Source organism: Arthrobacter sp. Cr_A7 (assembly GCF_029222765.1).
Classification (GTDB): Bacteria; Actinomycetota; Actinomycetes; order Actinomycetales; family Micrococcaceae; genus Arthrobacter.
Genome location: NZ_JARHXQ010000205.1, coordinates 46,805 through 68,021, shown reverse-complemented (window position 1 = coordinate 68,021; position 21,217 = coordinate 46,805). Strand labels below are relative to the sequence as shown.

20 protein-coding genes are annotated in these 21,217 nt (G+C 64.1%); 10 read left to right on the top strand and 10 right to left on the bottom strand.

What is annotated here, in order from left to right; all coding sequences use genetic code 11:
- Nucleotides 1–386, bottom strand: a 386-nt coding sequence (locus tag P2Q66_RS12160; protein ID WP_275728362.1) for a Gfo/Idh/MocA family oxidoreductase, incomplete at its 3' end; no start/stop codon positions are given.
- Nucleotides 387–645: 259 nt separating this feature from the next.
- Between P2Q66_RS12160 and P2Q66_RS12155 the strand changes: the two genes are divergently transcribed.
- The 5 genes from P2Q66_RS12155 to P2Q66_RS12135 all read left to right on the top strand — a co-directional run bounded on the left by P2Q66_RS12155 (nucleotide 646) and on the right by P2Q66_RS12135 (nucleotide 5,778).
- Complete coding sequence (locus P2Q66_RS12155; RefSeq protein WP_275728360.1) at nucleotides 646–1,674, top strand: substrate-binding domain-containing protein; 1,029 nt, start codon at nucleotides 646–648, stop codon at nucleotides 1,672–1,674.
- A 251-nt stretch (nucleotides 1,675–1,925) separates the two neighbouring features.
- The gene (locus P2Q66_RS12150) at nucleotides 1,926–2,951 is read left to right on the top strand and encodes a DctP family TRAP transporter solute-binding subunit (RefSeq protein WP_079598188.1); all 1,026 of its coding nucleotides are present in this window, start codon (nucleotides 1,926–1,928) and stop codon (nucleotides 2,949–2,951) included.
- A 31-nt stretch (nucleotides 2,952–2,982) separates the two neighbouring features.
- Nucleotides 2,983–3,564, top strand: coding sequence for a TRAP transporter small permease subunit (locus P2Q66_RS12145; RefSeq protein WP_079598187.1), 582 nt, complete (start codon nucleotides 2,983–2,985; stop codon nucleotides 3,562–3,564).
- Complete coding sequence (locus P2Q66_RS12140; protein WP_079598186.1) at nucleotides 3,561–4,838, top strand: TRAP transporter large permease; 1,278 nt, start codon at nucleotides 3,561–3,563, stop codon at nucleotides 4,836–4,838. The genes P2Q66_RS12145 and P2Q66_RS12140 overlap by 4 nt, the downstream gene beginning before the upstream one ends.
- 28 nt (nucleotides 4,839–4,866) lie before the next feature.
- Nucleotides 4,867–5,778: an NAD(P)-dependent oxidoreductase gene (locus P2Q66_RS12135; RefSeq protein WP_275728358.1), complete on the top strand. Its 912-nt coding sequence runs from the start codon at nucleotides 4,867–4,869 to the stop codon at nucleotides 5,776–5,778.
- Nucleotides 5,779–5,831: 53 nt separating this feature from the next.
- On the opposite strand, the gene P2Q66_RS12130 is transcribed toward P2Q66_RS12135, so the two are convergent.
- From P2Q66_RS12130 to P2Q66_RS12105, 6 genes are all read right to left on the bottom strand, one after another.
- On the bottom strand, nucleotides 5,832–6,830 hold the full coding sequence (locus P2Q66_RS12130; RefSeq protein ID WP_275728371.1) for a phosphotransferase: 999 nt from the start codon (nucleotides 6,828–6,830) through the stop codon (nucleotides 5,832–5,834).
- 154 nt (nucleotides 6,831–6,984) lie between these two features.
- Nucleotides 6,985–8,847, bottom strand: coding sequence for a fibronectin type III domain-containing protein (locus P2Q66_RS12125; RefSeq protein WP_275728357.1), 1,863 nt, complete (start codon nucleotides 8,845–8,847; stop codon nucleotides 6,985–6,987).
- 586 nt (nucleotides 8,848–9,433) lie between these two features.
- Nucleotides 9,434–11,254: a glycoside hydrolase family 15 protein gene (locus P2Q66_RS12120; protein WP_275728356.1), complete on the bottom strand. Its 1,821-nt coding sequence runs from the start codon at nucleotides 11,252–11,254 to the stop codon at nucleotides 9,434–9,436.
- Between the two features lie 218 nt (nucleotides 11,255–11,472).
- The gene (locus P2Q66_RS12115) at nucleotides 11,473–12,726 is read right to left on the bottom strand and encodes an RNA polymerase sigma factor (protein ID WP_275728368.1); all 1,254 of its coding nucleotides are present in this window, start codon (nucleotides 12,724–12,726) and stop codon (nucleotides 11,473–11,475) included.
- A gap of 4 nt (nucleotides 12,727–12,730) precedes the next feature.
- The gene (locus P2Q66_RS12110) at nucleotides 12,731–13,156 is read right to left on the bottom strand and encodes a YciI family protein (protein WP_275728354.1); all 426 of its coding nucleotides are present in this window, start codon (nucleotides 13,154–13,156) and stop codon (nucleotides 12,731–12,733) included.
- 95 nt (nucleotides 13,157–13,251) lie between these two features.
- Entirely contained in the window at nucleotides 13,252–13,389 is a 138-nt protein-coding gene (locus tag P2Q66_RS12105) for a hypothetical protein (RefSeq protein WP_275728352.1), read from the bottom strand.
- Between the two features lie 122 nt (nucleotides 13,390–13,511).
- Between P2Q66_RS12105 and P2Q66_RS12100 the strand changes: the two genes are divergently transcribed.
- A complete protein-coding gene (locus tag P2Q66_RS12100; protein WP_275728350.1) occupies nucleotides 13,512–13,892 on the top strand; it encodes a hypothetical protein in 381 nt (126 codons plus the stop codon).
- Nucleotides 13,893–13,920: 28 nt separating this feature from the next.
- Here P2Q66_RS12100 and P2Q66_RS12095 read toward each other — a convergent pair whose 3' ends face one another.
- Nucleotides 13,921–14,256, bottom strand: coding sequence for a hypothetical protein (locus P2Q66_RS12095; protein WP_275728349.1), 336 nt, complete (start codon nucleotides 14,254–14,256; stop codon nucleotides 13,921–13,923).
- Between the two features lie 130 nt (nucleotides 14,257–14,386).
- Between P2Q66_RS12095 and P2Q66_RS12090 the strand changes: the two genes are divergently transcribed.
- Entirely contained in the window at nucleotides 14,387–15,313 is a 927-nt protein-coding gene (locus P2Q66_RS12090; protein WP_275728347.1) for a LysR family transcriptional regulator, read from the top strand.
- Nucleotides 15,314–15,321: 8 nt separating this feature from the next.
- Here P2Q66_RS12090 and P2Q66_RS12085 read toward each other — a convergent pair whose 3' ends face one another.
- Both P2Q66_RS12085 and P2Q66_RS12080 read right to left on the bottom strand, forming a co-directional pair.
- Entirely contained in the window at nucleotides 15,322–16,428 is a 1,107-nt protein-coding gene (locus P2Q66_RS12085; protein ID WP_079596995.1) for a (p)ppGpp synthetase, read from the bottom strand.
- 49 nt (nucleotides 16,429–16,477) lie between these two features.
- Nucleotides 16,478–17,521 carry a LacI family DNA-binding transcriptional regulator gene (locus P2Q66_RS12080; RefSeq protein ID WP_275728343.1) on the bottom strand — a complete coding sequence of 348 codons (1,044 nt, stop codon included), beginning with the start codon at nucleotides 17,519–17,521 and terminating at the stop codon, nucleotides 16,478–16,480.
- 208 nt (nucleotides 17,522–17,729) lie between these two features.
- Between P2Q66_RS12080 and P2Q66_RS12075 the strand changes: the two genes are divergently transcribed.
- The 3 genes from P2Q66_RS12075 to P2Q66_RS12065 are packed head-to-tail and all read left to right on the top strand — an operon-like array spanning nucleotide 17,730 to nucleotide 21,184.
- A complete protein-coding gene (locus P2Q66_RS12075; protein ID WP_275728340.1) occupies nucleotides 17,730–18,773 on the top strand; it encodes a nucleoside hydrolase in 1,044 nt (347 codons plus the stop codon).
- Nucleotides 18,774–20,201 (top strand): MFS transporter, encoded by a 1,428-nt coding sequence (locus tag P2Q66_RS12070; RefSeq protein WP_275728338.1) that lies wholly within the window; start codon nucleotides 18,774–18,776, stop codon nucleotides 20,199–20,201.
- A complete protein-coding gene (locus tag P2Q66_RS12065; RefSeq protein WP_275728336.1) occupies nucleotides 20,198–21,184 on the top strand; it encodes a ribokinase in 987 nt (328 codons plus the stop codon). Before P2Q66_RS12070 ends, P2Q66_RS12065 begins: the two co-directional genes overlap by 4 nt.
- Nucleotides 21,185–21,217 lie beyond the last annotated feature (33 nt).

The window sequence follows — 21,217 nt, the reverse complement described above, 5'->3', positions numbered from 1 at the left end:
GCTTCAACCGTGACCATGATGATGTGCTTTTTCGTTTCGATGGCGCGCAGTGCGTGCTTGACGCCAACGATGGGGTTGCCGGTGGCTTCCACGATGATGTCGATGTCGACGTCGAAAAGCTCGTCGGCATTGGCCACGATCGCGGTTGAGCGGTCCCTCAGGGCGGTTGCGATGTCGGGGGCGATCTGGTCTTTGGGCCATCCAACGAGTTCGAAAGCACCTTCAGCGCGTTTGACGTTGATGTCTGCGATGGCGACGACGTGGATGCCCGGGATGTTGTTTGCCTGGGCCAGGTACATCGTCCCGTAGCGTCCGGCGCCGATCAGGCCGACCCGGATGGGCTTTCCGTCGGCCTCGCGCTGGGTCAGGAGATGGTGCAGATTCATGGGTTGCCTTTCAAGGGATACGGCGCTGTTCCGGAAGGGATGCGGGCTGGTCTGGGATCAGCCGCAGATTGTGGGGCTCTACTTTTCACCGTGCGGCTCGCCGCGATTGGTAGTGGGGCTCTGCAGTCCAAGCGGGATCGAACTAAGGTAAAATAAGTGGAACCGGTACACTTTTATGTCACAGGCGCAGGCCTGAGGTCAAGCCCTAGGCTAAAAAAGGTTCCCGGATGTCCAGGAAGTGCCAGACAAAGGAGTAGGCGTGCAGAAACAACCGACCATCCGCGATGTTGCCCAGGCGGCCGGGGTGTCCGTTGCAGTTGTCTCGCGGGTGCTGAATCCGGGCTCAGGTCCAGTCGCTGCAGCTACCCGTGCCAGGGTCAACGGCGTGATGAAGGACTTGGGCTACCATCCCCGCACGGCGGCCAGGGAGCTAAAGTATGGCCCGCCTACCACGCTGGGGCTGCTCCTCGCCGACGTCTCCAACCCATTTTTCGCCCGACTGGCCGACCAGGTGGTGCAGGAGGCGCACGCCCGCGGAATCCAGGTGCTGCTGATGACCACGCAGGAGGATGACCAGCTGGAATCAGAGCGTCTGGCGACACTGATCGAACGCAGGGTCAGTGGGATTATCGCGACCCCGACCGGCAACAACCTGGCAATCTGGAAGCAGCTTCAGGACCTTGGGACTGATGTGGTGTTTGTCGACAGATCAATACCTTCGCTCCCTGAAGTGGACGTGGTGAGCATCGACAACTTCGAATCCGCCCGGGCTGCTACGGCACTGCTCGCCGCGCACGGCCACCGCCGCATCGGGATTATCTCCGGGCCGGCTGCCTCCACCACCGGAAGGGACCGGATCGCCGGCTATCGGCAAGCCCTGGAAACAGCCGGCCTGGAGCAGGATGAGCTCCTCATCCGGCACGCCGCGTTCCGCGGGCCGGCGGGAGGAGATGCCGCGTCGGCGCTCCTCGGCATCGAGGAGCCGCCCACCGCATTGGTGGTGGCAAACACCGCCCAGGTAACCGAGGTTCTGCGGCGCCTATCCCACGCCGGAATCGACATTCCCCGCACCCTATCCGTCATCGTTTTCGAAGACTCACCCTGGACCGAACTCATGACCCCGGCCCTGACAATCGTCAGGCAGCCCATAGATCTGCTCGCCCGGCACTCCGTGCAACTCGCTCTGTCCAACACGCAGGGCAAGGCGTCGGGAAAACCCAACGTCATACGCGTAGCCGCCGAACTGGTCGAACGGTCCAGCGTTGCCCGGCTGCAATTCTCGAAGTAATTTCAGGCTGTCATCTGCTCCTGCGGTTTACACCCGCGCCAGCCCGTGGTACAAAAGTGTACCGGTTCCACCTCGGAAGGTGATCTTCCATCCTGTTCTGTAGGCGTGTACCTGCACGCACAAGAAAGCAGCGAGAGCAGCCGTTCTCGCCCATACCCGCACAGCCCAGGACGCCTTAACCACCGCCATCAAAGCATCAGTACCCCTGTCCGTACAGGCCAGGGACCAGCAAGTATTCAAAGGAGAATCAGATGCCAAAGCGCATCCTGGCCGCCGCAGCTGTGGCCGTTGCACTCACCGTCAGTACTGTCCTCAGCGGTTGCGGCGGGGGCGGGGCCGGTGGTGCCGGCGCCAGCACCACCGTGCGCCTCGGCCTCGGTGACCCGGCAACCTCTTCCATGGGCGTCTCCGCAAAGCACTTCGCCGACAAGGTTGCCGAGCTGAGCGACGGCAAGGTCAAGGTCGAGACGTTCCCCGATGGCACCCTTTTTGGCGGGGACCAGAACGCCGCCGTCAACCTGCTTGGAAATGGCACGCTGGACTCGACCATCATGTCGACTTCGGTATACGCGTCCTTCGAGCCGAAGATGAATGCCGTCAGCCTTCCCTACCTTTTCAAGGACTCGGAGGAGGTCACGAAGTACTTTGAAGGCGAGCCAGGCAAGGAACTGCTGGGCTCACTGGACAAGCTGGGCATCAAGGGCGTGTCCATGCTGACCCGTACTCCCCGGCACACCACCAACTCGGTGCGCCCCATTACCCAGCCCGAGGACTTCAAGGACCTGAAGCTCCGCGTACCGCAGAATGACCTCTGGGTGAAGTTCTTTGGCTCAGTGGGCGCCAACCCGACGCCGATGGACTTCAAAGAGGTTTACACCGCCCTGCAGCTCGGCACTATCGACGGCCAGGAAAACCCCCTGGAAGTTCCAGTCAACAACAAGTTCTTCGAAGTCCAGGACTACCTCTCCTTGACCGGGCACATCTCGGACGGCCTCGTCCTCGGGTTCAGCAAGAAGAAGTGGGACTCGTTCGATGAGGACACCCGGAAGGTCCTGCAGGAAGCTGCAGACGACACCGCTGACTTCAAGACGAAGTACGACACCGACGAAGCCGCCAAAACCCTTGAGAAGCTGAAGGGCGAAGGCGTGAAGATCAACGAACTGACGCCCGAAGCCCGGGAAAAGTTCCAGGCGGCAGCGCAGAAGGTCTACCCCGAGCTTGAGGGCAAGGTGGGCAAGGAATTCGTACAGTCAAGCCTTGAATTCCTTGGACGGTAAGGTGACGGGTCCAGTGCAGGAGACGAGTGCAATGCATGATGAAGGAACCACCCCAACCCGTGGGGCCGAACACCAGGCGGCCGAAGATGGCATCACGGTGGTTCCGGCAGGCGAAGTCCCGGAACCTCATGGCCTGATCTGGAAGGCCGTGGATGCTCTCCTCTTCGTCGGAATCTGCGCGATGCTGCTTAGCCTTGCGGCACAGATGGTCAGCCGGCAGATGGGAGCCTCGCTGCCATGGACCGAGGAACTGACCCGTTTCCTGTTCATGGACACCACCTTCCTGGGGATGGCAGCCGGCTTCCGGGCCGCCGTGCACCCGCGCGTGAACTTCGCGGTGGCGTGGGGACCAGCCTGGCTTAAGCAAGTCAGCATGCATCTCTACGCCATCTGCGGGACCGTGTTCTTCAGTGTCCTGCTTTACAAGACGTGGGAACTGATGCTGCAGCAGTACGCCGCCGGAGAGTCCAGTCCTGCCCTGGGACTCAAGATGTTCCTGGTAACACTTCCCCTTGTAATTGGCGCGGCACTCGCAATCGTCGCCCATATCACCACCGTCTACTTCTCCCCCTATATGCGTAAGCGGATCCTCAAAGGAGAGATGATCGCATGAGCCTGACCCTGCTGGGCATTTTCCTCCTCCTGCTGCTGCTGGGCGTTCCGCTCTCAGTCTCACTCGGCATCGGCGTCATCGCCACGCTGCTGATCTTCGACATCCCCCTCGACCTGTTGCCCCAGTCAATGATGAGCTCCATGAACAGCTTCCTGCTGGTTGCCGTCCCCTTGTTCGTCCTGGCCGGCAACCTCATGGCCGGAGGGGGTATTTCAGACCGCATCTTCCGTGGCGCCGAAGTAATCTTCGGCCGCTTCCGTGGCGGCCTTGGCCAAGTGAACATCGCATCGAGCGCAATCTTCGGCGGCATCTCCGGTTCCTCGGTTGCCGACATTGTCAGCCTTGGCAAGATCGAGATCAAGGCCATGACTGACCATAAGTACCCGCGGCCCTATGCGGCCGCGATGACCATGGTCACCGCTACCCTGTCCTCACTGATACCGCCGAGCATCCTCATGATCATCGCCGCCTCGACCGCGAACGTGTCGGTAGGCGCGGCACTCGCGGGCGGATTTGGACCGTCCATTGTCCTGATCCTCGTCCTGATGCTTGTGAATTTCTTCCTGTCGGCACGCCACGGTTACGGCGAGGTCTCAAGGACGCCTTTCAAGAAGGGCCTGAGGATCGTCCTCGGGGGAATCCCGGCCATGGGCGGCCCGGTGATCATCCTGGTGGGCATGTTCAGCGGGCTCGTAACGCCCACGGAGGCTGCCGCCGTCGCCGTCTTCTACAGCCTGTTGGTGGGCATCTACGTCTACCGGGACATGAAGTGGCGCCAGATGCCCAAAATGATCGTGGACGCTGGCCTCACCACCGGCACCATCCTCCTCATCGCCATGATCGCCGGCGTCGCCTCTTACATCTTCACCATTGACGGACTGCCGGCAAAGGTCAGCAGCTGGCTGCTGAGCGTCAGCACTGACCCCACCATCGTCATGCTGCTGATCGGCCTGATCCTGATCATCATCGGAACGGTGATGGACAAAGTCGCCGCCATCCTGCTTTGCACACCGGTGCTCATGCCCGCGGCTGTGTCTTCCGGCGTGGATCCCATCCACTTCGTCGTCTTCCTCGTTGCTGCCCTTGCCGTTGGCCTGGTCACGCCGCCTGTCGGCGTCTGCCTGTTCGCGGCGTCCTATGTCAGCGGGCTGCCGATGGAGAAGATCGTGAAGGCCGCGGTGCCGCTCTACGTGGTCATGGTGGTTGCCATCGTCATGCTGGCCGTCTTCCCGCAGCTCATCCTGTGGCCGTCCGATCTCCTGACCAACCAGTAACGTCTGCCCTAATCTCTAAAGGATTCCAATGCCTGAACATGACCACCCAGCGCTTGCCCTGATGGGATTAGGGCCGATGGGGGAACCGATGGCCCGCCGGCTGCTGAAGGGCTACGGCGAGCTGACAGTCTGGAACCGGACTGCTTCGAAAGCCGAAGCCTTGGTGGGCCTGGGCGCCCGCGTTGCGACTTCACCTTTTGAGGCGGCCGCCGACGTCGTTCTCACCGTGTTGCCGGACCTAAGCCACGTCGAATCGTTGCTTCCGGGAGAAGAGGGCCTGATAGCCGGATGGACAGCCCGGGGCATTGCCCGGCCCATACTCGTCGTGCACGGGACCGTCTCGCCGGGGGCAGTCGCGGCCTTTGGCGAACGAATGCTTAGCGAACACGGGGTCCGGGTCCTGGACGCCCCCGTCAGTGGCGGCACCGTCGGTGCCGAAAACGGCACCTTGAGCATCATGGTGGGCGGGGACGAGGACGCACTTCGCTCGGTCACCCCGGCGTTCGAGTTCATGGGCGGCACCATCCGGCACATGGGTTCGGGAGGTACGGGCGCCCTCGCTAAGGCCTGCAACCAGATCGTGGTCGCCGGCACGGTCACGGCAGTTTCCGAGGCCATGCTTCTCGCGCGGGGCGGGGGACTCGATCCATCGGTGATGCTCGAACTGCTCCGGGGTGGGCTGGCCGATTCCGAGGTGCTGCGCCAAAAAGGGCACAGATGGATTGACGGTGACTTCACAGGTGGCGGCAGCGCCCAGAACCAGCTGAAGGACCTTAACTTCGTGCTGGGGGCGGCTGGAACAGCACGCCTGGAGCTACCCCTGAGCACGGTAATCAAGGATCTTTTCGAGGACATGGTCGCGCGGGGCGACGGCGGCCTTGACCATACAGGAATCTTCCGGACCCTTGCTCAGCGCAACAGCGCTCTCACTGAGATCTGAAAGCACTCACGAAAGGCGCGAAAGCACCCCTTCTGCGGCCGCTCCCAAGCTGGCTAAACCAATACGTCCGCGGTCATCAGTAGAAGGTCGTGCTGAATTTGGTAATGGGCTCGCAGGGACCCGTCCAGTTCGTGGAGCCAGGCGATTGAGCGGGAGTTAAAATCCAGGACTTCAGTTGCCTGCAGCAGTTGCTGCGCGGCGAAGGCTGCCCGGGGCAACACCAGCTCCTGGGGCTCGATGGTTTGGCCCGAGATGCGTTGGTAGCCCTGGAGGAAGGCCGTTAGGAGCTCGGGATGTTCCGGGGAACCTGGGCGCGGCCCCAGCAGGTCCCGTGCTGCTGAGGCCACATCCGCTGCCGCCGGCATAGCCCCGGATTCGTCCAGGTCGAAGCAGGCAGGCCATCCGTCAGTCCAGCGCAGGTTGTCGAGTTCAAAGTCGCCGTGACCGAGAACGAGCGGCGTGGCAGGGCTGGCCGTTAGTACTGTGCTCAGGGTCTTCGCAGCTTCCGCCAGTTCCGGATCTTCCAGTGCAGCAGGGGCAGCTGCCAAGGCGGCGAACGGATCCGGCGGCTTTGTGTGGGCTCGCATGGCCGGCTGGCCCGCGGCCTGGTGAAAGGCAGCCAGCGCTGCTCCCCAGGCGGCGGCAGCACCGCCGTCGAGCTCCTCAACATCCAGCTCGTCCCCGTCCACCTTGCCCAAGACCGAGGCGTACATGTCGCCGAGCGGCGTACCGATCCGCTCGACCATCGTGTTTATTTGGGAGGGGACAACCCGCGCAACAGAAGCACCAGCGGCTGCCAAACGGGCATGGAACCGCGCGCCTTCGGCAAGGCGGTACCCCGCGGGGTCCTCCGCGGGCGCGAACCGCGCGTACAGCACACCTCGGGAGTCAGCTCCTGGTGGGGCGACAAACACGTGGACCGCGGACGAACGCCAGAAACGAAGAGCCCCCGCCGGCAAGCCCCAGCACTCGCCCACCGCGTCGGCAACTGGGGAACGCCACTCTTGGTCCACCGTTTCCCTCAACGCGAAGATCTGGCTCAAAGGCAACATACCTACCATCTTGACGGACCTCACCGTCTGGACATTAGTCATTGAACAGTCACTTCGCGGCTGCAGAACCTCAAACCACAACAGAAGTCCCCGTCCCAATGGGACGGGGGACTTCTTCGAAGAGCCGCTCTCCGGCCTTTTTCAGTGGATTCGACTACCTTGAACTGACGGGTACGGTGATGGATCCGCCCGCGGAGGACGTCACGTTGATGGTTGACGTCGCTGCTGCAAGCGAGTTACGGGCGCGGATCGTCCAGGTACCGTCAGCGGCGACCACCGCGGTGCCGATCCGCACACCGTTGGCGGTGGCCGTGATCGTGTTGCCGGTGGTGATGCTGGCGCTTCCACCAATCCGCCATTCCCGCTTGTCAGCGCGGAACTCGGCCGTGGCCGTGAGCTGGTCCGCGGGAGTCACGGTTGACGAAGCGCCGGTACCAAAGGTTGCCGGAGCGCTATCGCCTGCTGCGCTCTTAGCGACCAGCTTGAGGGTGTAGGTGGTGCCGTTGGTCAACCCGCTGAGCACGGCGGTACGCGCTGCCGCGTCCGTCTCCACCGTGACCGCTGTTCCTGCGGCAGGCGTGGCCGTCAGTACATAACCGGTAACCGGTGTATTGCCTGCGGCTGCACCCTGCCATTCGACAGTTGCGCTGCCATTGCCGGTGGTCACGCGAACGACGTTGGGAGCGGACGGTGCAGTCAGTTCCCCTGCCTTCACGGAGTAGGCCACTGGTTCAGCTGCTGTATTGCCCGCACCGCTCTTGGCCGTGACGACGAAGCTGTACTCCGTTCCGGGTGTCAGCCCTTGGAGCTTGGCTGACGTGGCGCCGCTTCCTGCGTCAGCCGTTGCGACTACCGCATCGCCCGACCGCGCCTCAACGGTGTACCCGGTGACAGCCGAGCCATTGGCGGCGGCCGCGGTCCACGTGACATCCGCTGAACCGAGCAGGGAACCGTCGTTCACCGCCACGTTGCCCGGAGCTGTGGGTGCGGAGGCCTCTGGAGGTAGCTCGGCAGACGTCGCGGTAACCGTGCCGGCGGCTGCAGGGGTACTTGCCTGTCCGTTCAGTGCCACGACCTTGACCGGGTACGCCTGACCGTCCTTTAGGCCGCGGATGGTTGCTTTTGTTTCTTCGGCTCCGACCTTGATGCTCACTTCCTGGCCGAGAGCAGTGTCCTCGGCGATCACTTCGTAGCCGGTGATGGCCGGAGCGTCCGCGGGGACGGTGGCGGGTGCCCAGGTGGCGGTAATGCTGCCGTTGCCTGCCGCGCTGGCGAAGGCCTCAGTGGGTGAGTTGGGTGCTTGCCCGGAGGGCCCAGCGGGGCATCCGCCGAAGCCTGGGCCGTCGATCTCCTTGAACTCGGAGATGGTCAGGCCGAGCTGGGCTTCAACGCCCACCGGTTCTGCCTGCCAGCTGGCGACGGACGGGTCGCCAGCCATAGCGGCGTCCCGGTCGCCTTCCGAGTAGAAACCGTACGTCACGGTGAACTCGCCGTTCTCAGCGACGCCTTCGACCGTGTAGCCGGCAGGTACTTCATCATCGGGCCAGCCGATTGCCCGCTCGCCGATGCCCATGTCCCTCATGTCGGGGTTGACGATTTCCACCGCCATGCGGGCGGTGTCGACGTCGGCGCCGTACTTGCCCTTGACCACAACCTGGCCCTCGATGTCGCCGGCGAGGTCCGGAGTGGGCGTCCCGTTGACAGCGTCGACTGAGGTGATGACCGCCGTGCCTGCCATTGCTCCGTCGCCGCTGCCGTCCTCAAACTCGACCGTGACTTCGTCGCCTCCTGTGATGTTGGGTGTAACCACATCCCAGCAAACACCTCCCGGGTGATTGACCTCGAGGAAGCCTGTGGCATCGACCACGCCGCGTGCGACGCCGATGAGGTTACCGCCGCGGGACACGCGGATGGTTGCGTCCTGTCCCGCCTGTGCAGCGTATCCCTCGATGGCGACCATGTCGCGCTTGGTGAAAATTTCGATGTTGCCGGGGCCGACCGGGGGGTTCGCCGCCATTACAGCGGACGCACCGGCTCCCACAAGTGCCAGCGTGGTGGTTCCCGCGAGCAAGCCAGTGATGCGTCTGCGTGAGGACGGGTTACCTGGCTTCCCGGGAGAAGCTTGCCTTCGAAAGCTCATTAGAAGTCCCTTTCCTTAACGGAGCTCTCATGGCCCCGGAATAGTTCAGCTGCAGGACTGACGCCTGTGAGGAAAGGATCCGTGGAGGGGCTTGTGGATAGCTTGGCTTTTTACAGTGGTTGTGACGCTCAACTGGCACCGTCATTCTGCAGCACCGCGCCGCGGCAACACGCTCCTGGGGGCACCGCGACGAAGCCCGTGGCGAGCAAAGGGCGTAGCGTCGCGAATTAGCCGGTAGTAAGTCTCCCAATCGAGGGTTTTTGGGCAGCGCCTTGAAACCGGCAAGATTCGATGAGCCGTCAAATACCGGTACACCGCTTGAACGAGTGGTAACAACCACTCTCAGGAACGCGAGTTGGAGAAACGCTGGAAAACCAGGTTGCAAAAACCTTGGCGAAGCCTCGTTTCCGGGAAAAATTGCTTGTGCTCACCGGGGGTAGGGGCGGGCTGGGGGAGACCGTGTTCACTCCGGTTCTTCGACAGCCAAGCTGAGCCGGTCCACCCCGTGCATGGCGTCGGCCGCCCTGACCAGGGTCAAGTGTGAGAATGCCTGGGGAAAGTTGCCGGCCATCCGACCTTCATCGCTTGCATACTCTTCGCTCAGCAGGCCGAGCTCGTTTGCGAGCCCCACGAGTTTGTCCATCAAGGTCTTTGCCTCGCCGTGCCGACCTGTGCGCGCGTATTGTTCCACCAACCAGAATGAGCGTGCGAGGAAAGGGTGTTCGCCCGGCTCCAGACCATCAACGCCGCTCTCTGTCCGGTAGCGGAGCAAAAGGCCGTCGCCGGTAAGGAGTTCCTGCTCCAACCGTGCGACCGTGCCGAGCATGTGTTCGTCGTTGTACGGAAGAAAACCGACCTGGGGCATCACCAGTAACGCCGCGTCTGTTTGAGTTCCACCGTAGGTTTGCGTGAATGAGCCGGTGCTCCTGTTGAATCCCTCGCGCATGATCTCCTCACGCAACCGGTCCCGAAGGTGCTCCCACTTGTCAACATCGCCGGTCAGCCCGTGCAGCCGTACCGCCCGGACCGCGCTGTTGAAGGCGGCCCACATCATGACCCGGGAGTGGGTGAAGTATTGTGCTTCGCCGCGCATCTCCCAGAGCCCGAAGTCCCTGTCATCGATATGCTTTTCGACGGAGCCCAAGAGTGCCTGCTGAAGTGCCCAGGAGAAATGGTCCTCTTTTCCTCCGGCCATACGCAGTCTCTCCAGGGCCACCATTACTTCACCAACAACATCCGCTTGGAACTGCGATACGGCGGCGTTGCCAATGCGCACTGGCTTAGAGTCGGCGTAGCCAGGAAGATGGGTAAGTTCGCGTTCCGGAAGTTCCCGCTCGCCCCCGACCCCGTACATGATCTGCATTTGCTCAGGGTCACCGGCGAGGGCGCGAAGGAGCCAGTTGCGCCACTGAAGGGCCTCTGTTTCATAGCCGTGGGTCAGCATCGACTCCAATGTCAGGGCTGCGTCGCGCAACCAGCAGTACCGGTAGTCCCAATTCCGCGGTCCACCGAAGTCCTCCGGAAGGGACGTGGTGGGCGCTGCGACGATGCCGCCGGTTTCCATGTGCGTGAGGGCGCGAAGTACCAATAATGACCGCTTAACGGCGCCTCCATAGGCGCCGTCTTGCCTGCAGTGGCTTCCCCACCGGCTCCAATACTCGGTAGCTACTTCGAGGGCGGCGTCAACGTCCGTCGCGGCCGGCACGGGGCGGTGCGAAGGGAACCACGCTAGTTCGAAATCCACCGTCTCGCCTTCGGAGATGAGGAACGTTCCTTCATGTCCGTGCGCATGCGCTTGTGGCAGGTGGGGTCCTCTCAGTGCGAAAGCATCCGGACCTGCCATTGCCAACAGAACCATTGATGCCGTCGGCCCACTGTCGATAACACGGCTCATCCACGGCAGGACGGTGGAATATCCTGGCCGGATCCGGAGTTCCTGCCGCATTTCCATGCTGCCGGCCAAACCTGTGACACGGCGGACCAGGGAGGAACTGCTGTCTCCCAAGGGCATGAAATCCGTCACCAGGATGCGCCCGCCGGAAGATTCCCAGACCGTTTGCAGCACAAACGTGGATTCGACGTAATGCCGGTCGATAACGGTTGCACCTGAATCGCTGGGGGCTAACAGCCAGTGACCGTGTTCATCAGAACCTACAAGGCGGCTGAACACAGACGGTGAATCGAAGCGCGGGAAACAAAGCCAGTCCACGCTCCCTTCCCGGGAGATGAGAGGACCGGTCTGAAGATCCGAAAGCAACGCGTAATCCTCGATGAGTGCAGCCATGTCCACACTTTTTCACATTCAGCATTGCCCCGCAGTACGAAGGTGAAACCAGCCGATCCCAACGCTGAAGCGGGCGCCACCCCGGCAAGTGCACCGCCATTTGCCCTGGAACCATTGCCGTTCAGCTGTGCTGCGGCAGGGGGTGATTTCCGGACTTTCAGCTTCAGCGCTGGACTGCACCATTGCAGCCAACATGGCCCGAAGTCCGCTTGGAATGATTAGAGGGCGGCTGCCTTGGCGAGGAGAACCGCTTTTTGTTGTTCGTTTGCAGTGAGTGCGGCAGCCTGCAGCAGTTCGGTTTTGGCTTCGTCGGTTCTTCCGAGTTTGGAGAGCAGCTCTCCGCGGATGCTTGGCAGCAGGTGTGAGTGGCGGAGGGTGCCACCGGCAACGAGGCGGTCCACGATCTTCAAGGCGGCTGCAGGGCCGGTGGCCATGGACACTGCTACGGCGTGGTTCAGCTCGACGATGGGGCTGGGTGCCAGCCGTCCCAGGGCCTCGTAGAGCAGCACTATTTTGTTCCAGTCGGTTTCTTCGAAGCTGCGGGCGGTCGCGTGGCATTGCGCGATGGCCGCCTGAAGGCAGTAGTTGCCCCTTCCGCGGCCGAGCGCATCGGCACGTGCCAGTGATGCCAGGCCACGTCCTATTTGGGTTCTGTCCCAGCGTGACCTGTCCTGGTCAGCGAGCAGGATCGGGGCACCGTCGTGGCGGACGCGCGCGGCGAACCGGGATGCCTGGAACTCCATCAGCGCGACGAGGCCGTGAACTTCGGGCTCCTGCGGAAGCAGGCCGGCAAGCACACGCCCAAGGCGCAGCGCTTCGTTGGCGAGGTCGGTCCGGATCCACTGGTGACCCGTTGTGGCGGCATAGCCTTCGGTGAAGATGAGGTACAGCACCGCCAGCACCGAGCCCAGCCGCGCGTTCCACTCGTTCGGCTCAGGGGTGTCGAAGGGCACACGGGCGGCCGACAGGGTCTTCTTTGCCCGTACGATGCGCTGCTGGACGGTGGCGACGGGAACCAGCAGCATCCGTGCAATCTCCCCGGTGGTCAGCCCGCCCACGGTGCGAAGGGTCAGGGCGACCTGCCCCTCACGGGAGAGCACCGGGTGGCAGGCGATGAAGACCAGCCTGAGCACGTCATCGGGGATGGGCTGCCACTGGTCCTCGGTCATCTCCGTGAGGTCGTGGGCGATTGCACGGTAGCGTTCGTCGAGCCGGTCCCGGCGGCGCCAATTATCTATGGCCTTGCGTTTTGCCACGGCCGTAAGCCAGGCGCCCGGGTTATCCGGGACGCCTGACCCGGGCCACTGCGTGAGGGCGTCGATCAGGGCTTCCTGGGCGAGATCTTCCGCCAGGCCGACGTCGCCGGTCATCTTGGCAAGCGTTGCGATGATCCGCGCGCTTTCGATCCGCCACACGGCGTCCAGCGTGCGCTGGATCGCCGGCGTGGAGGTGTTTGAGGACTCGTCGGCCATGCGGCTAGGGCTGGTTGAGTTCCTCACGCCAGCCGGCTTCCTTTTGGAGGAATTCGTTGTCCGAGAAGTCTTCAAAGTCGCTCATATCGGTGACGCGGCGGACTTCGAGTTTGTTGCCCGGGCCCAGCGGGCAGCGGCTGGCCCACTGCACTGCTTCTTCCTTGCTGGCGGTCTGGATGATCCAGAATCCATTGAAGAGTTCATGGGTCTCCCCGTAGGGGCCGTCGGTGACAATGGGGTTCTCGCCTGAAAAATCAACAACGAAAGCCTCGCTCATATCGTCGGCGAGCCCTTCACCGGCGAGCAGCACTCCCGCCTTCATGAGCGATTCGTTGTAGGCGCCCATGGCATTGATGATCTGTTCAATGTCCGCCGCTTCGTAGGCCTTTTTTGCCTCTTCGGTAGCGCGCATAATCAGCATGAACTTCACGGTTCTTCTCCTTCTAACTGAGAACGCCTGATGCGTCCTTCTACTATCGCGTCGAACGGGCCGGCATCAGATCGACAAAGCCAGGAGTATTTTTTTCAGTCCTTCGGCTCCTCCGCAGGGGACGTGCGGTCGGAACGGTCATTCTCTCCCGCAACCCGATCGTGGTGGATGCGCTTCGGTGCCCCGACCAGATCGGCGGGTACAGGAGGATCCTTTTCGTCATCAGATGTCATGAGGGTCATCCTAGGGGTATCCATAAATGAACGCAGTACGTGTAGCCCTTCCCACTACACGGGCGCGTCAACCTCAACAAGGACGCCACCACGGCAGGCGGGACTCCCGTTAAGCTCTACGTATGGAGGTTCGAGATTCTCCGGGAGATGCGACCAGGGACATTAATCAGGAGCTTAGCCAGCGGCGCGGCTGGCTTCTGACAGTCGCTGTCGGGTTAGCCCTGCACATCCTTAGTTTCGTTATCGGGCTGAAGACGGTGGGGCCGCTGTGCGGCAGTCCTCTGCTTCCGAACAGCACCGCGGCCGAAATAGCCGACGTGCAGATGCGGACTACCGGGTTGGCGGCGGAGTGCTACCGGAATATCGACGCCGCTACGGTGCCGGTCTGGATTCTGATGACGCTGGGAATCAGCCTCGTCCTTGTGGGAGTCGCCGTCCGAATAGTTGGTATCCGCCGGTCAGTTAACCGATCCGAGAAGCTGGCTGCCGCGGGGCAGGACTAAGCGGCCTGCCGTTAGGGAGCAGGTGAAGCTACGCTGCGCGGGGCGCCTCAATGATGGCCATTTGGCCGGTCTCCGGTACACCAGGGAACTGCGCCTGCGGTGCTTCGCCCGCAGTAGCCGCAGCCCCGTCCCCGGAGCGCATGCGGAACAGCGCTACCGCTGAGATGAGGAACCACGCAATGTTCGTGACCACGGACGGCCATGCCTCATGAAATGCACCGTTCACGATAAAGGCGCAGGAACCGAGGAGGTTCGCAATCTGGAAGCCCTTGCCGGCTTTGAGCCAACCCATGGATACGGCGAGGTACGCGCTGAGTATTGCAACCGCGCCTGCCCAGCCCGCAATTTCCCACAGCAGTTCCATGATGTCCCTTCACAGTTGATGCCCAGCCGATAATCACCCGGCGTAACTAGCCCTTCAGCAGCAATTATGAGTAGGCCCAAGCTTTAGATCAATTGCATTCCTCTGAAGACATGGTTTAGAACTGCTTAACATGGATATCGATCCGCGCCGGCTCCGTGTGCTCCTTGCGATTGCCCGTACCGGCGGCGTGCTCGCCGCCGCTGACGAGCTGGGAATCACGGCCTCCGCGGTCTCCCAGCAACTCAACAAACTGGAGGAGGAGACAGGGCACTCGCTGGTCCTGCGCACACCCAAAGGGTCGGTGCTGACACCCGCCGGTCTGGCGATAGCCGAAGCCGGAGAAGAGATTGAACGCGCCCTCAGCGTCGCCCGCGCCCGGATCGAAGGCGGCGCCACCATTGCCGGCGTGGTGCGCGTCGGCGGATTCACCAGCTTTGTCCGGACCGTGGTGATCCCGCGCCTGCCCGAGTGGCGCATCCAGTACCCGCAATTGCAGATCCGGATGATTGAGGACGACTTCCCCGCCCTGATGCGGCTCCTCCGGCAGCGTGCCCTGGACGCCGTGGTGGTGGAGCTCGATTCGACGACGTCCGGCGAACGTTCGCTGTCCGCCGGAATGACCGAGGAGCCCCTGCTGGATGAGCCGTGGAAACTGGTGGTTCCCGCCGGCGCCCTCCTTACCACCGAGAACATCGACCTTGGCCGCCTGCCATTTCCGTGGCTCGGCGTCGAGCCGTCAGCCGCCAACGCCTCGGTGCTCGGCCGGCTCCGCCAGTCAACGGGCGTCCCGATGGAAACCGTGCACCAGTATCAGGACACGCTGACCGCGCTGGCACTGGTGGCTGCGGGTGAGGGCGCCGCCATCGTGCCCACCCTGGCACTGACGGGCGTCGTCCAGGACGGGGTTGACGTCCTGGACGTCCCCGGGCTGGGTACGCGGCGCATCGTCCTCCGACGCTTCGACAGGCGGCGGTCCGCCGGCACGCCCGTGGACACGGTGGCCCGCCTCCTGCGGGAATCGGCCGCGGCCTTCGACACGCGCTCTACATCTTCCTAGCGGCGCCCCTACTTCTTCGTCAGCCGGTACCGCTCAATCTGCTTGAGCCGCCGCAGGAGGCTGTCCCGCCGCGGGTGCGGGACGGCGTCGGCCGGTTCTGCGGTGAGGTCGATATGCTTGGTGCCGTACTGCCACAGCAGCAGGTCATCCAGCAGCCGGTCCGGGCCGGGGGAGTAGCGGTGGTCCAGCGCCTTGCGGACCTCGGTGATGCGGTTGGCGCTGAGCAGCCCGGCCAGCTGCATGGTCTGGTTGAGGCCGTGCGCGGCGAGGAGCTCGGCAGCCCAGCCCCAGTCGTCGTCCACCTTCCGGTCCACGTGCGGCAGCAGGGTGCGCCACACGTCGCGGATCCGGTTGGGGGTCAACGGCGCCGCCCCCTCGCCGTCCGTGTCCCAGAAACTGCGCACTTCCTCGTAGCGTTCGTGCAGGTCGGCGAACGCAGTTTCCACGGTTTCCAGCATGGCCGCCGTCGCCGTGAACTGGCGGTCGAAATGCGGAGTCCAGGCCCTTGGGTCCTCCGCCTTGAACCGGATGTCGTGCTCGATCTCGCTCCAGGCGTGCGCGAAGATCGTGCGGATCTGGCATTCAAAAAAGTAGCTGCCGTTGGGCGCGATGTCCGGGTTGAAGACCTGCTGGTACTCCTTGACCGCCTCGTTCTGGATGGTCCGCAGGATCAGGTGGCGGCTGGAATACCCGTAGGTGCCGGACTCGATGGAGCCGATGTCCTTCTCCCGGTCCCCCCGGCAGTCAAACAGTTGGCGCTGGCGCTTGATGATGTTGGCCACCGCGGCATTTTCCGCAGGCAGTTTGGTGATGACGCGGATCCCCACCATGTCATTCAGGGTGCGGAACGGGTCCGGGAACTTCAGCACCGGAGGTCCGCCCGGCTCGAGCGGTTCCTCCGTCCGGGAAATCTTTTCCTTGAACGATTCCACGGTTTTGGTCCGGCCGGTCACGAACAGCGGGGTAACTTCGGAGTCCTTCAGCATGTCCCGCAGGATCAGCAGGACATCGCGCGTGACCAGCTTCAGGGCAGGGCGGACGCGCTCGTAAATCTCCACGTTGTGCTGCACGGATTCGCGCAGCGGCGCGTCCAGGCTTTCCCAGTGACTCGGCATGCTCCCAGCTTACGGCCGGGCTGTGACAGAACGGCGGCGGCAGTAACCTTCAGCGTCCCGCGAGCGTTGAACCCCGCACCACCAGGGAACTTTCCAGCGTCAGGTCCGTCGGCTCCAGCGCCCGTCCCTCCATCAGCCGGCGCAGCTGTTCACCGGCCTTCAGGCCCAGGGGAGTGGCGGGCAGGTGCACGCTGGTGAGGCCGGGGCTGCTGGTGGCGGAGTAGGGAAGGTCGTCGAAGCCGGCCACGGCCAGCTCCTCCGGGATTTTCACCCCTGCCACGCGCGCTTCCTGCAGCACACCGTAGGCGTGCGTATCGGTGGCGCAGACGACGGCGGTGATTCCGTTCCGCTGCCAGTCCGGCCAGGCGTGGGCGAAGGCGGCCGCTGCCGCGCCGACGTCGATGGTTGTGCTCCGCACGTCGGCGGAATCCACCGCCATGCCGCGCGCTGCCGCCTCGGACAGGAAGGCGTCGCGGCGGAGGGTGAAGGTGGTGGTCCCGGTAACGCTGTCCAGGTAGGCCACCCGCCGGTGCCCGGCGCCCGCAAGATGCGCGGCCAGTTCCCGCGCTCCAGAGGCTACGTCCAGGTTCACGGCCGGCGCGAACGACTCCATCCCGGGTGCGTCCAGCAGCACCAGGGGCCCGGCCACGGACAGGTCCTCGAGGAAGTCGGCGTTCGGGGCGTCAACCAGGAGCCCGGCCGGGCGCAGGGACATCAGCTTGCGGACGTCGGCTGCCTTCGGAAACTCCCCCGAGTCCGTGACGGACAGCAGCAGCTGGTAGCTGGGGCCCAGCGATTCGCGGACCCCGGCGATGACCTTGGCGAAGAACGGGTTGGAAATGTCCGGGGCCACCAGGATCACGATGGAACTGACGCCCCTGGCCAGGGAGCTGCCGATGCCGTCCACCACGTAGCCCAGCTCGGCAATGGCGTCCCGCACCCGGGAAATGTTGTCCTCGGAAACGCGGCCTGCGGTCTTGCCGTTGGCCACCAGTGACACAGTGGCCACCGAGACCCCGGCGCGCTCGGCAACCATGGCGGCCGTGATCCGCCGGTGGCGCGCCGGCTGCTGCACCTGTTCCACGGATTCCATACCTCGATCGTAGTAGCAACACAACACTTTCAGGCAGCGCATGGCATCAAGCGTTTGACGTAAGTGGGCCCACGCCCGCAGGGTTCCCTGTCCGAGCTTGCGAGGAGAGGGGGCGGGTGGGGAGCGTTAAGCGTTTGACGTGACCGCCGAAACAGTGTCATGATCACTCCGGAATGCTGAGCCTCCTGCCACCCCAGGCAGGACCCCAATGACGTGGAGAACCATCGTGGAACCAAATCCCCAGCCCGCAAGCCAGGCCGGACGCACCAAAATCATCCTGGACTGCGACCCCGGGCACGACGATGCCGTGGCGCTGCTGCTCGCGCACGGCAACCCCGCCATCGACCTGCTGGCCGTCACCACGGTGGTGGGCAACCAGACCCTGGAAAAGGTCACCCGCAACGCCCTGGCCGTCGGCACCATCGCCGGCATCACCGGCGTCCCCTTCGCCGCCGGCTGCGGCCGCCCCCTGGTCCGCAGCATCGAAACCGCGCCGGACATCCACGGCGAGTCCGGCATGGACGGCCCGGCCCTCCCCGAGTCCACCATCGAGCTGGACCCCCGCCACGCCGTCGACCTCATCATCGACACCGTGATGGCGCACGAGCCGGGCACCGTCACCCTGGTTCCCACCGCGGGCCTCACCAACATCGCCCTGGCCGCCCGCAAGGAACCTCGCATCGTGGAGCGCGTCAAGGAAGTTGTCCTCATGGGCGGCGGCTACCACGTGGGCAACTGGAGCGCGGTGGCCGAGTTCAACATCATCATCGATCCCGAGGCCGCCCACATCGTCTTCAACGAAAAGTGGCCCGTGGTGATGGTGGGCCTCGACCTGACCCACCAGGCGCTGGCCACCCCGGACGTCGTCGAAAAGATCGCGGCCATCGGCACCAAACCCGCACAGTTCGTCACGGAACTGATGGACTTCTTCGCCCACACCTATAAGGACGCGCAGGGCTTTGACTTCCCGCCCGTGCATGATCCGTGCGCCGTGGCCTACGTCATCGATCCCAGCATCGTCAGCACCCGCAAGGTGCCGGTGAACATCGAACTGCAGGGCACCTTGACCCTGGGCATGACCGTGGCGGACTTCCGTGCCCCGGCCCCGGCTGACTGCCACACCAGCGTTGCGGTGGACCTGGACCACACGAAGTTCTGGGACCTGGTCACCGATGCGCTGGTCCGCATCGGCGAGCCGTCCGACGCCGACAGCCGCGAAGGCGCGGCCCTCACCGCCGGAGGGGTCAAGTAGATGACTGCCACGATCACCGCACCCAAGACCGGCCGCGGCAATGTCACCGCGCTGATGATCGCCCTCCTGGCGGCCTGCGTGGCCTTCCAGCTCAACGCCTCCATGCTCAGCCCCGCCCTGGTCACCATGGGCGAAGAACTTAAAACGGACCAGGCCGTCATCGGGCTGTCGCAGACCTGGTTCTTCACCGCGGCCGCCCTGTTCTCCCTGTTCCTGCCGAGGCTGAGCGACATCATCGGCCGCAAGAAGGTCCTGCTGGGCATGATGCTGCTGATGGCCGCCGGCTCCGTCATCGCAGCCCTGGCACCGGATGTGACCTGGCTGTTCGTGGGCCGCATCATCCAGGGCGTCAGCGGACCTACCGTGCCGCTCTGCCTGATCATGCTGCGCTCCGCCGTCAGCAACCCCCGTAAATACGGCACCCTGATGGGCCTCATCACCGCCGTGAACGGCGGCGTGGCCGGCGTCGATTCCTTCGTGGGCGGCTACTTCGCGGAGCACTACGGCTTCCGCAGCATCTTCTGGCTCATGGTGGTCCTTGCTGTTGTGGCCACCGCGCTGATCGCCTTCCTCGCCGCTGAAAGCAAGCCGGCGGCCGGCACCACCATGGACTGGCGCGGTGTGTTCTTCATCGTGGTGGCCGTGGGCGCCCTGCTGACAGCGCTTAACGAAGGCTCCAAGCTGGTGGGCGCCTTCTCCTCCGGAACCCTCGTACTGAGCCTCGCACTCGTGGCCGTCTCCGCCGTCGCGTTCCTCGCCTTCTGGCGGACGGAAAAGCGGGCCAGCCAGCCGATGGTTGAAACGGTGCACCTGCGCCAGCGCGCCACCTGGGCGCCGCTGCTCACCACCACCCTCACCATGACGGGCATCTTCGCCGTGATCAACGGCATCGTCCCCGCCTACGTCCAGGCCGCCGAGCCCGGCTTCGGCATCGGCCCCACGGAGATGTCGCTGATCATCCTCACCCCGTACGCGCTGCTCGGCTGGCTGGTCGGCCCGCTGAGCGGCAAGCTGGCACCCGTCCTCGGCTACACCAAAGTGCTGCGCATCGGACTCCTCGGGAGTGTTGCCGCGCTCGCCATCATCGCGTTCCTTGGTCTCAACAGCCTGCCCCTGATGATCGCCGGCACGGTCTTGCTGGGCATCATGTACGCCGGTACGGTCAACATCATGCTCAATGGACTCGGCGTTGTCCTCTCGCCCGCAGGCAACCCCGGCTTCCTGCCCGGCATGAACGCCGGTGCCTTCAACCTCGGCGCGGGCCTGAGCTTCCTCATCCTGCCCGCCGTGCTGGTGGCAACGTCTGCACTCGGCGATGCGCAGGCCTCCTACCTGACCGTTGTGGTGGTGGGCCTGGCCCTGACCGTGGCGGCGTTCGCCGCCTCGCTGCTGATCCCCAAGCCGGTCGAGGCCGAGGTGGCCGAATGAGCGGCGGAACCACCGGCGCCGGAAAGACCGGCCGGATCGTCGTCGTCGGCTCCCTGAACGCGGACCTGACCATCTACTGCGAACGCCTCCCGCTGCCCGGCGAGACGGTTCACGGCAACGGCTTTGCCGTGAACCCGGGCGGCAAGAGCGCCAACCAGGCCGTCGCCGCGGGCCGGCTGGGCGGCCGGGTCAGCCTCGTCGGTGCCGTGGGGGAGGACCCCAACGGCGACATGCTGCTCGCCTCGGTTGCCGGGGCGGGTGTGGACGTGGGGCACGTCCGGACGTCCAGCGAACCCACGGGCGTCGCGGTCATCGCCGTGGATTCGCACGGCGAGAACAACATCATCATCTCGGCCGGCGCCAACGGCACCCTCTCCCCGGCCGACGTCGCCGAGGCAGACGACGTCCTGGAGGGCGCCGCCGTCGTCAGCCTCTGCCTTGAAGTCGCCATGGAAACGGTGGTGGCAGCCGCACAGGCAGGGCACGACGCCGGCGCGACAGTCCTGCTGAACCTCTCGCCGTACGCCGAGGTCCCCGCCGCCCTGGCCGGGCTCGCCGATGTCCTGCTGGTTAACGCGCACGAGGCTGCGCTGTTCCTGGGCGGTGGGGCGTCCGTGCCGGGCGCCGAGGCCACCGCCGCAGAGTGGGATGCCGTGCGGGAGCGGTTCGCGGAGCGGGGGATCCGGCAGGTGCTGGTGACGCTGGGTTCGCAGGGCTCCGTAGTGCTGGACTCGCTGGCCGGGCCTGGCGCCCGGGTGACTTTGATCGAGCCCACAAAGGTGGACGCAGTGGACACCACGGGGGCCGGAGATGCCTTCACCGGCGCGGTTGCCGTGCGTCTTGCCGCAGGGGATGCGCTCGCAGATGCTGCCGCGTTCGCTTCCGTGGCCGCCGCCCTGGCCACCACCCGGAAAGGCACGCAGGCGGCGTACCCGGAAGTAACCGACGTCGACCGGCGCCTGCTGGGCAGTCACGGCCCTTAATAGTTACGGGCCGGGCAAGTAATTAAGATAGCC

Bases quoted from the DNA above. Each gene is read 5' to 3' on its own strand.
- P2Q66_RS12150 (WP_079598188.1), top strand. From the start codon at position 1,926: ATGCCAAAGCGCATCCTGGCCGCCGCAGCTGTGGCCGTTGCACTCACC.
- P2Q66_RS12145 (WP_079598187.1), top strand. From the start codon at position 2,983: ATGCATGATGAAGGAACCACCCCAACCCGTGGGGCCGAACACCAGGCG.
- P2Q66_RS12140 (WP_079598186.1), top strand. From the start codon at position 3,561: ATGAGCCTGACCCTGCTGGGCATTTTCCTCCTCCTGCTGCTGCTGGGC.
- P2Q66_RS12135 (WP_275728358.1), top strand. From the start codon at position 4,867: ATGCCTGAACATGACCACCCAGCGCTTGCCCTGATGGGATTAGGGCCG.
- P2Q66_RS12130 (WP_275728371.1), bottom strand. From the start codon at position 6,830: ATGTTGCCTTTGAGCCAGATCTTCGCGTTGAGGGAAACGGTGGACCAA.
- P2Q66_RS12125 (WP_275728357.1), bottom strand. From the start codon at position 8,847: ATGGCGGCGAACCCCCCGGTCGGCCCCGGCAACATCGAAATTTTCACC.
- P2Q66_RS12120 (WP_275728356.1), bottom strand. From the start codon at position 11,254: ATGGCTGCACTCATCGAGGATTACGCGTTGCTTTCGGATCTTCAGACC.
- P2Q66_RS12115 (WP_275728368.1), bottom strand. From the start codon at position 12,726: ATGGCCGACGAGTCCTCAAACACCTCCACGCCGGCGATCCAGCGCACG.
- P2Q66_RS12105 (WP_275728352.1), bottom strand. From the start codon at position 13,389: ATGACATCTGATGACGAAAAGGATCCTCCTGTACCCGCCGATCTGGTC.
- P2Q66_RS12100 (WP_275728350.1), top strand. From the start codon at position 13,512: ATGGAGGTTCGAGATTCTCCGGGAGATGCGACCAGGGACATTAATCAG.
- P2Q66_RS12095 (WP_275728349.1), bottom strand. From the start codon at position 14,256: ATGGAACTGCTGTGGGAAATTGCGGGCTGGGCAGGCGCGGTTGCAATA.
- P2Q66_RS12090 (WP_275728347.1), top strand. From the start codon at position 14,387: ATGGATATCGATCCGCGCCGGCTCCGTGTGCTCCTTGCGATTGCCCGT.
- P2Q66_RS12085 (WP_079596995.1), bottom strand. From the start codon at position 16,428: ATGCCGAGTCACTGGGAAAGCCTGGACGCGCCGCTGCGCGAATCCGTG.
- P2Q66_RS12080 (WP_275728343.1), bottom strand. From the start codon at position 17,521: ATGGAATCCGTGGAACAGGTGCAGCAGCCGGCGCGCCACCGGCGGATC.
- P2Q66_RS12075 (WP_275728340.1), top strand. From the start codon at position 17,730: ATGACGTGGAGAACCATCGTGGAACCAAATCCCCAGCCCGCAAGCCAG.
- P2Q66_RS12070 (WP_275728338.1), top strand. From the start codon at position 18,774: ATGACTGCCACGATCACCGCACCCAAGACCGGCCGCGGCAATGTCACC.
- P2Q66_RS12065 (WP_275728336.1), top strand. From the start codon at position 20,198: ATGAGCGGCGGAACCACCGGCGCCGGAAAGACCGGCCGGATCGTCGTC.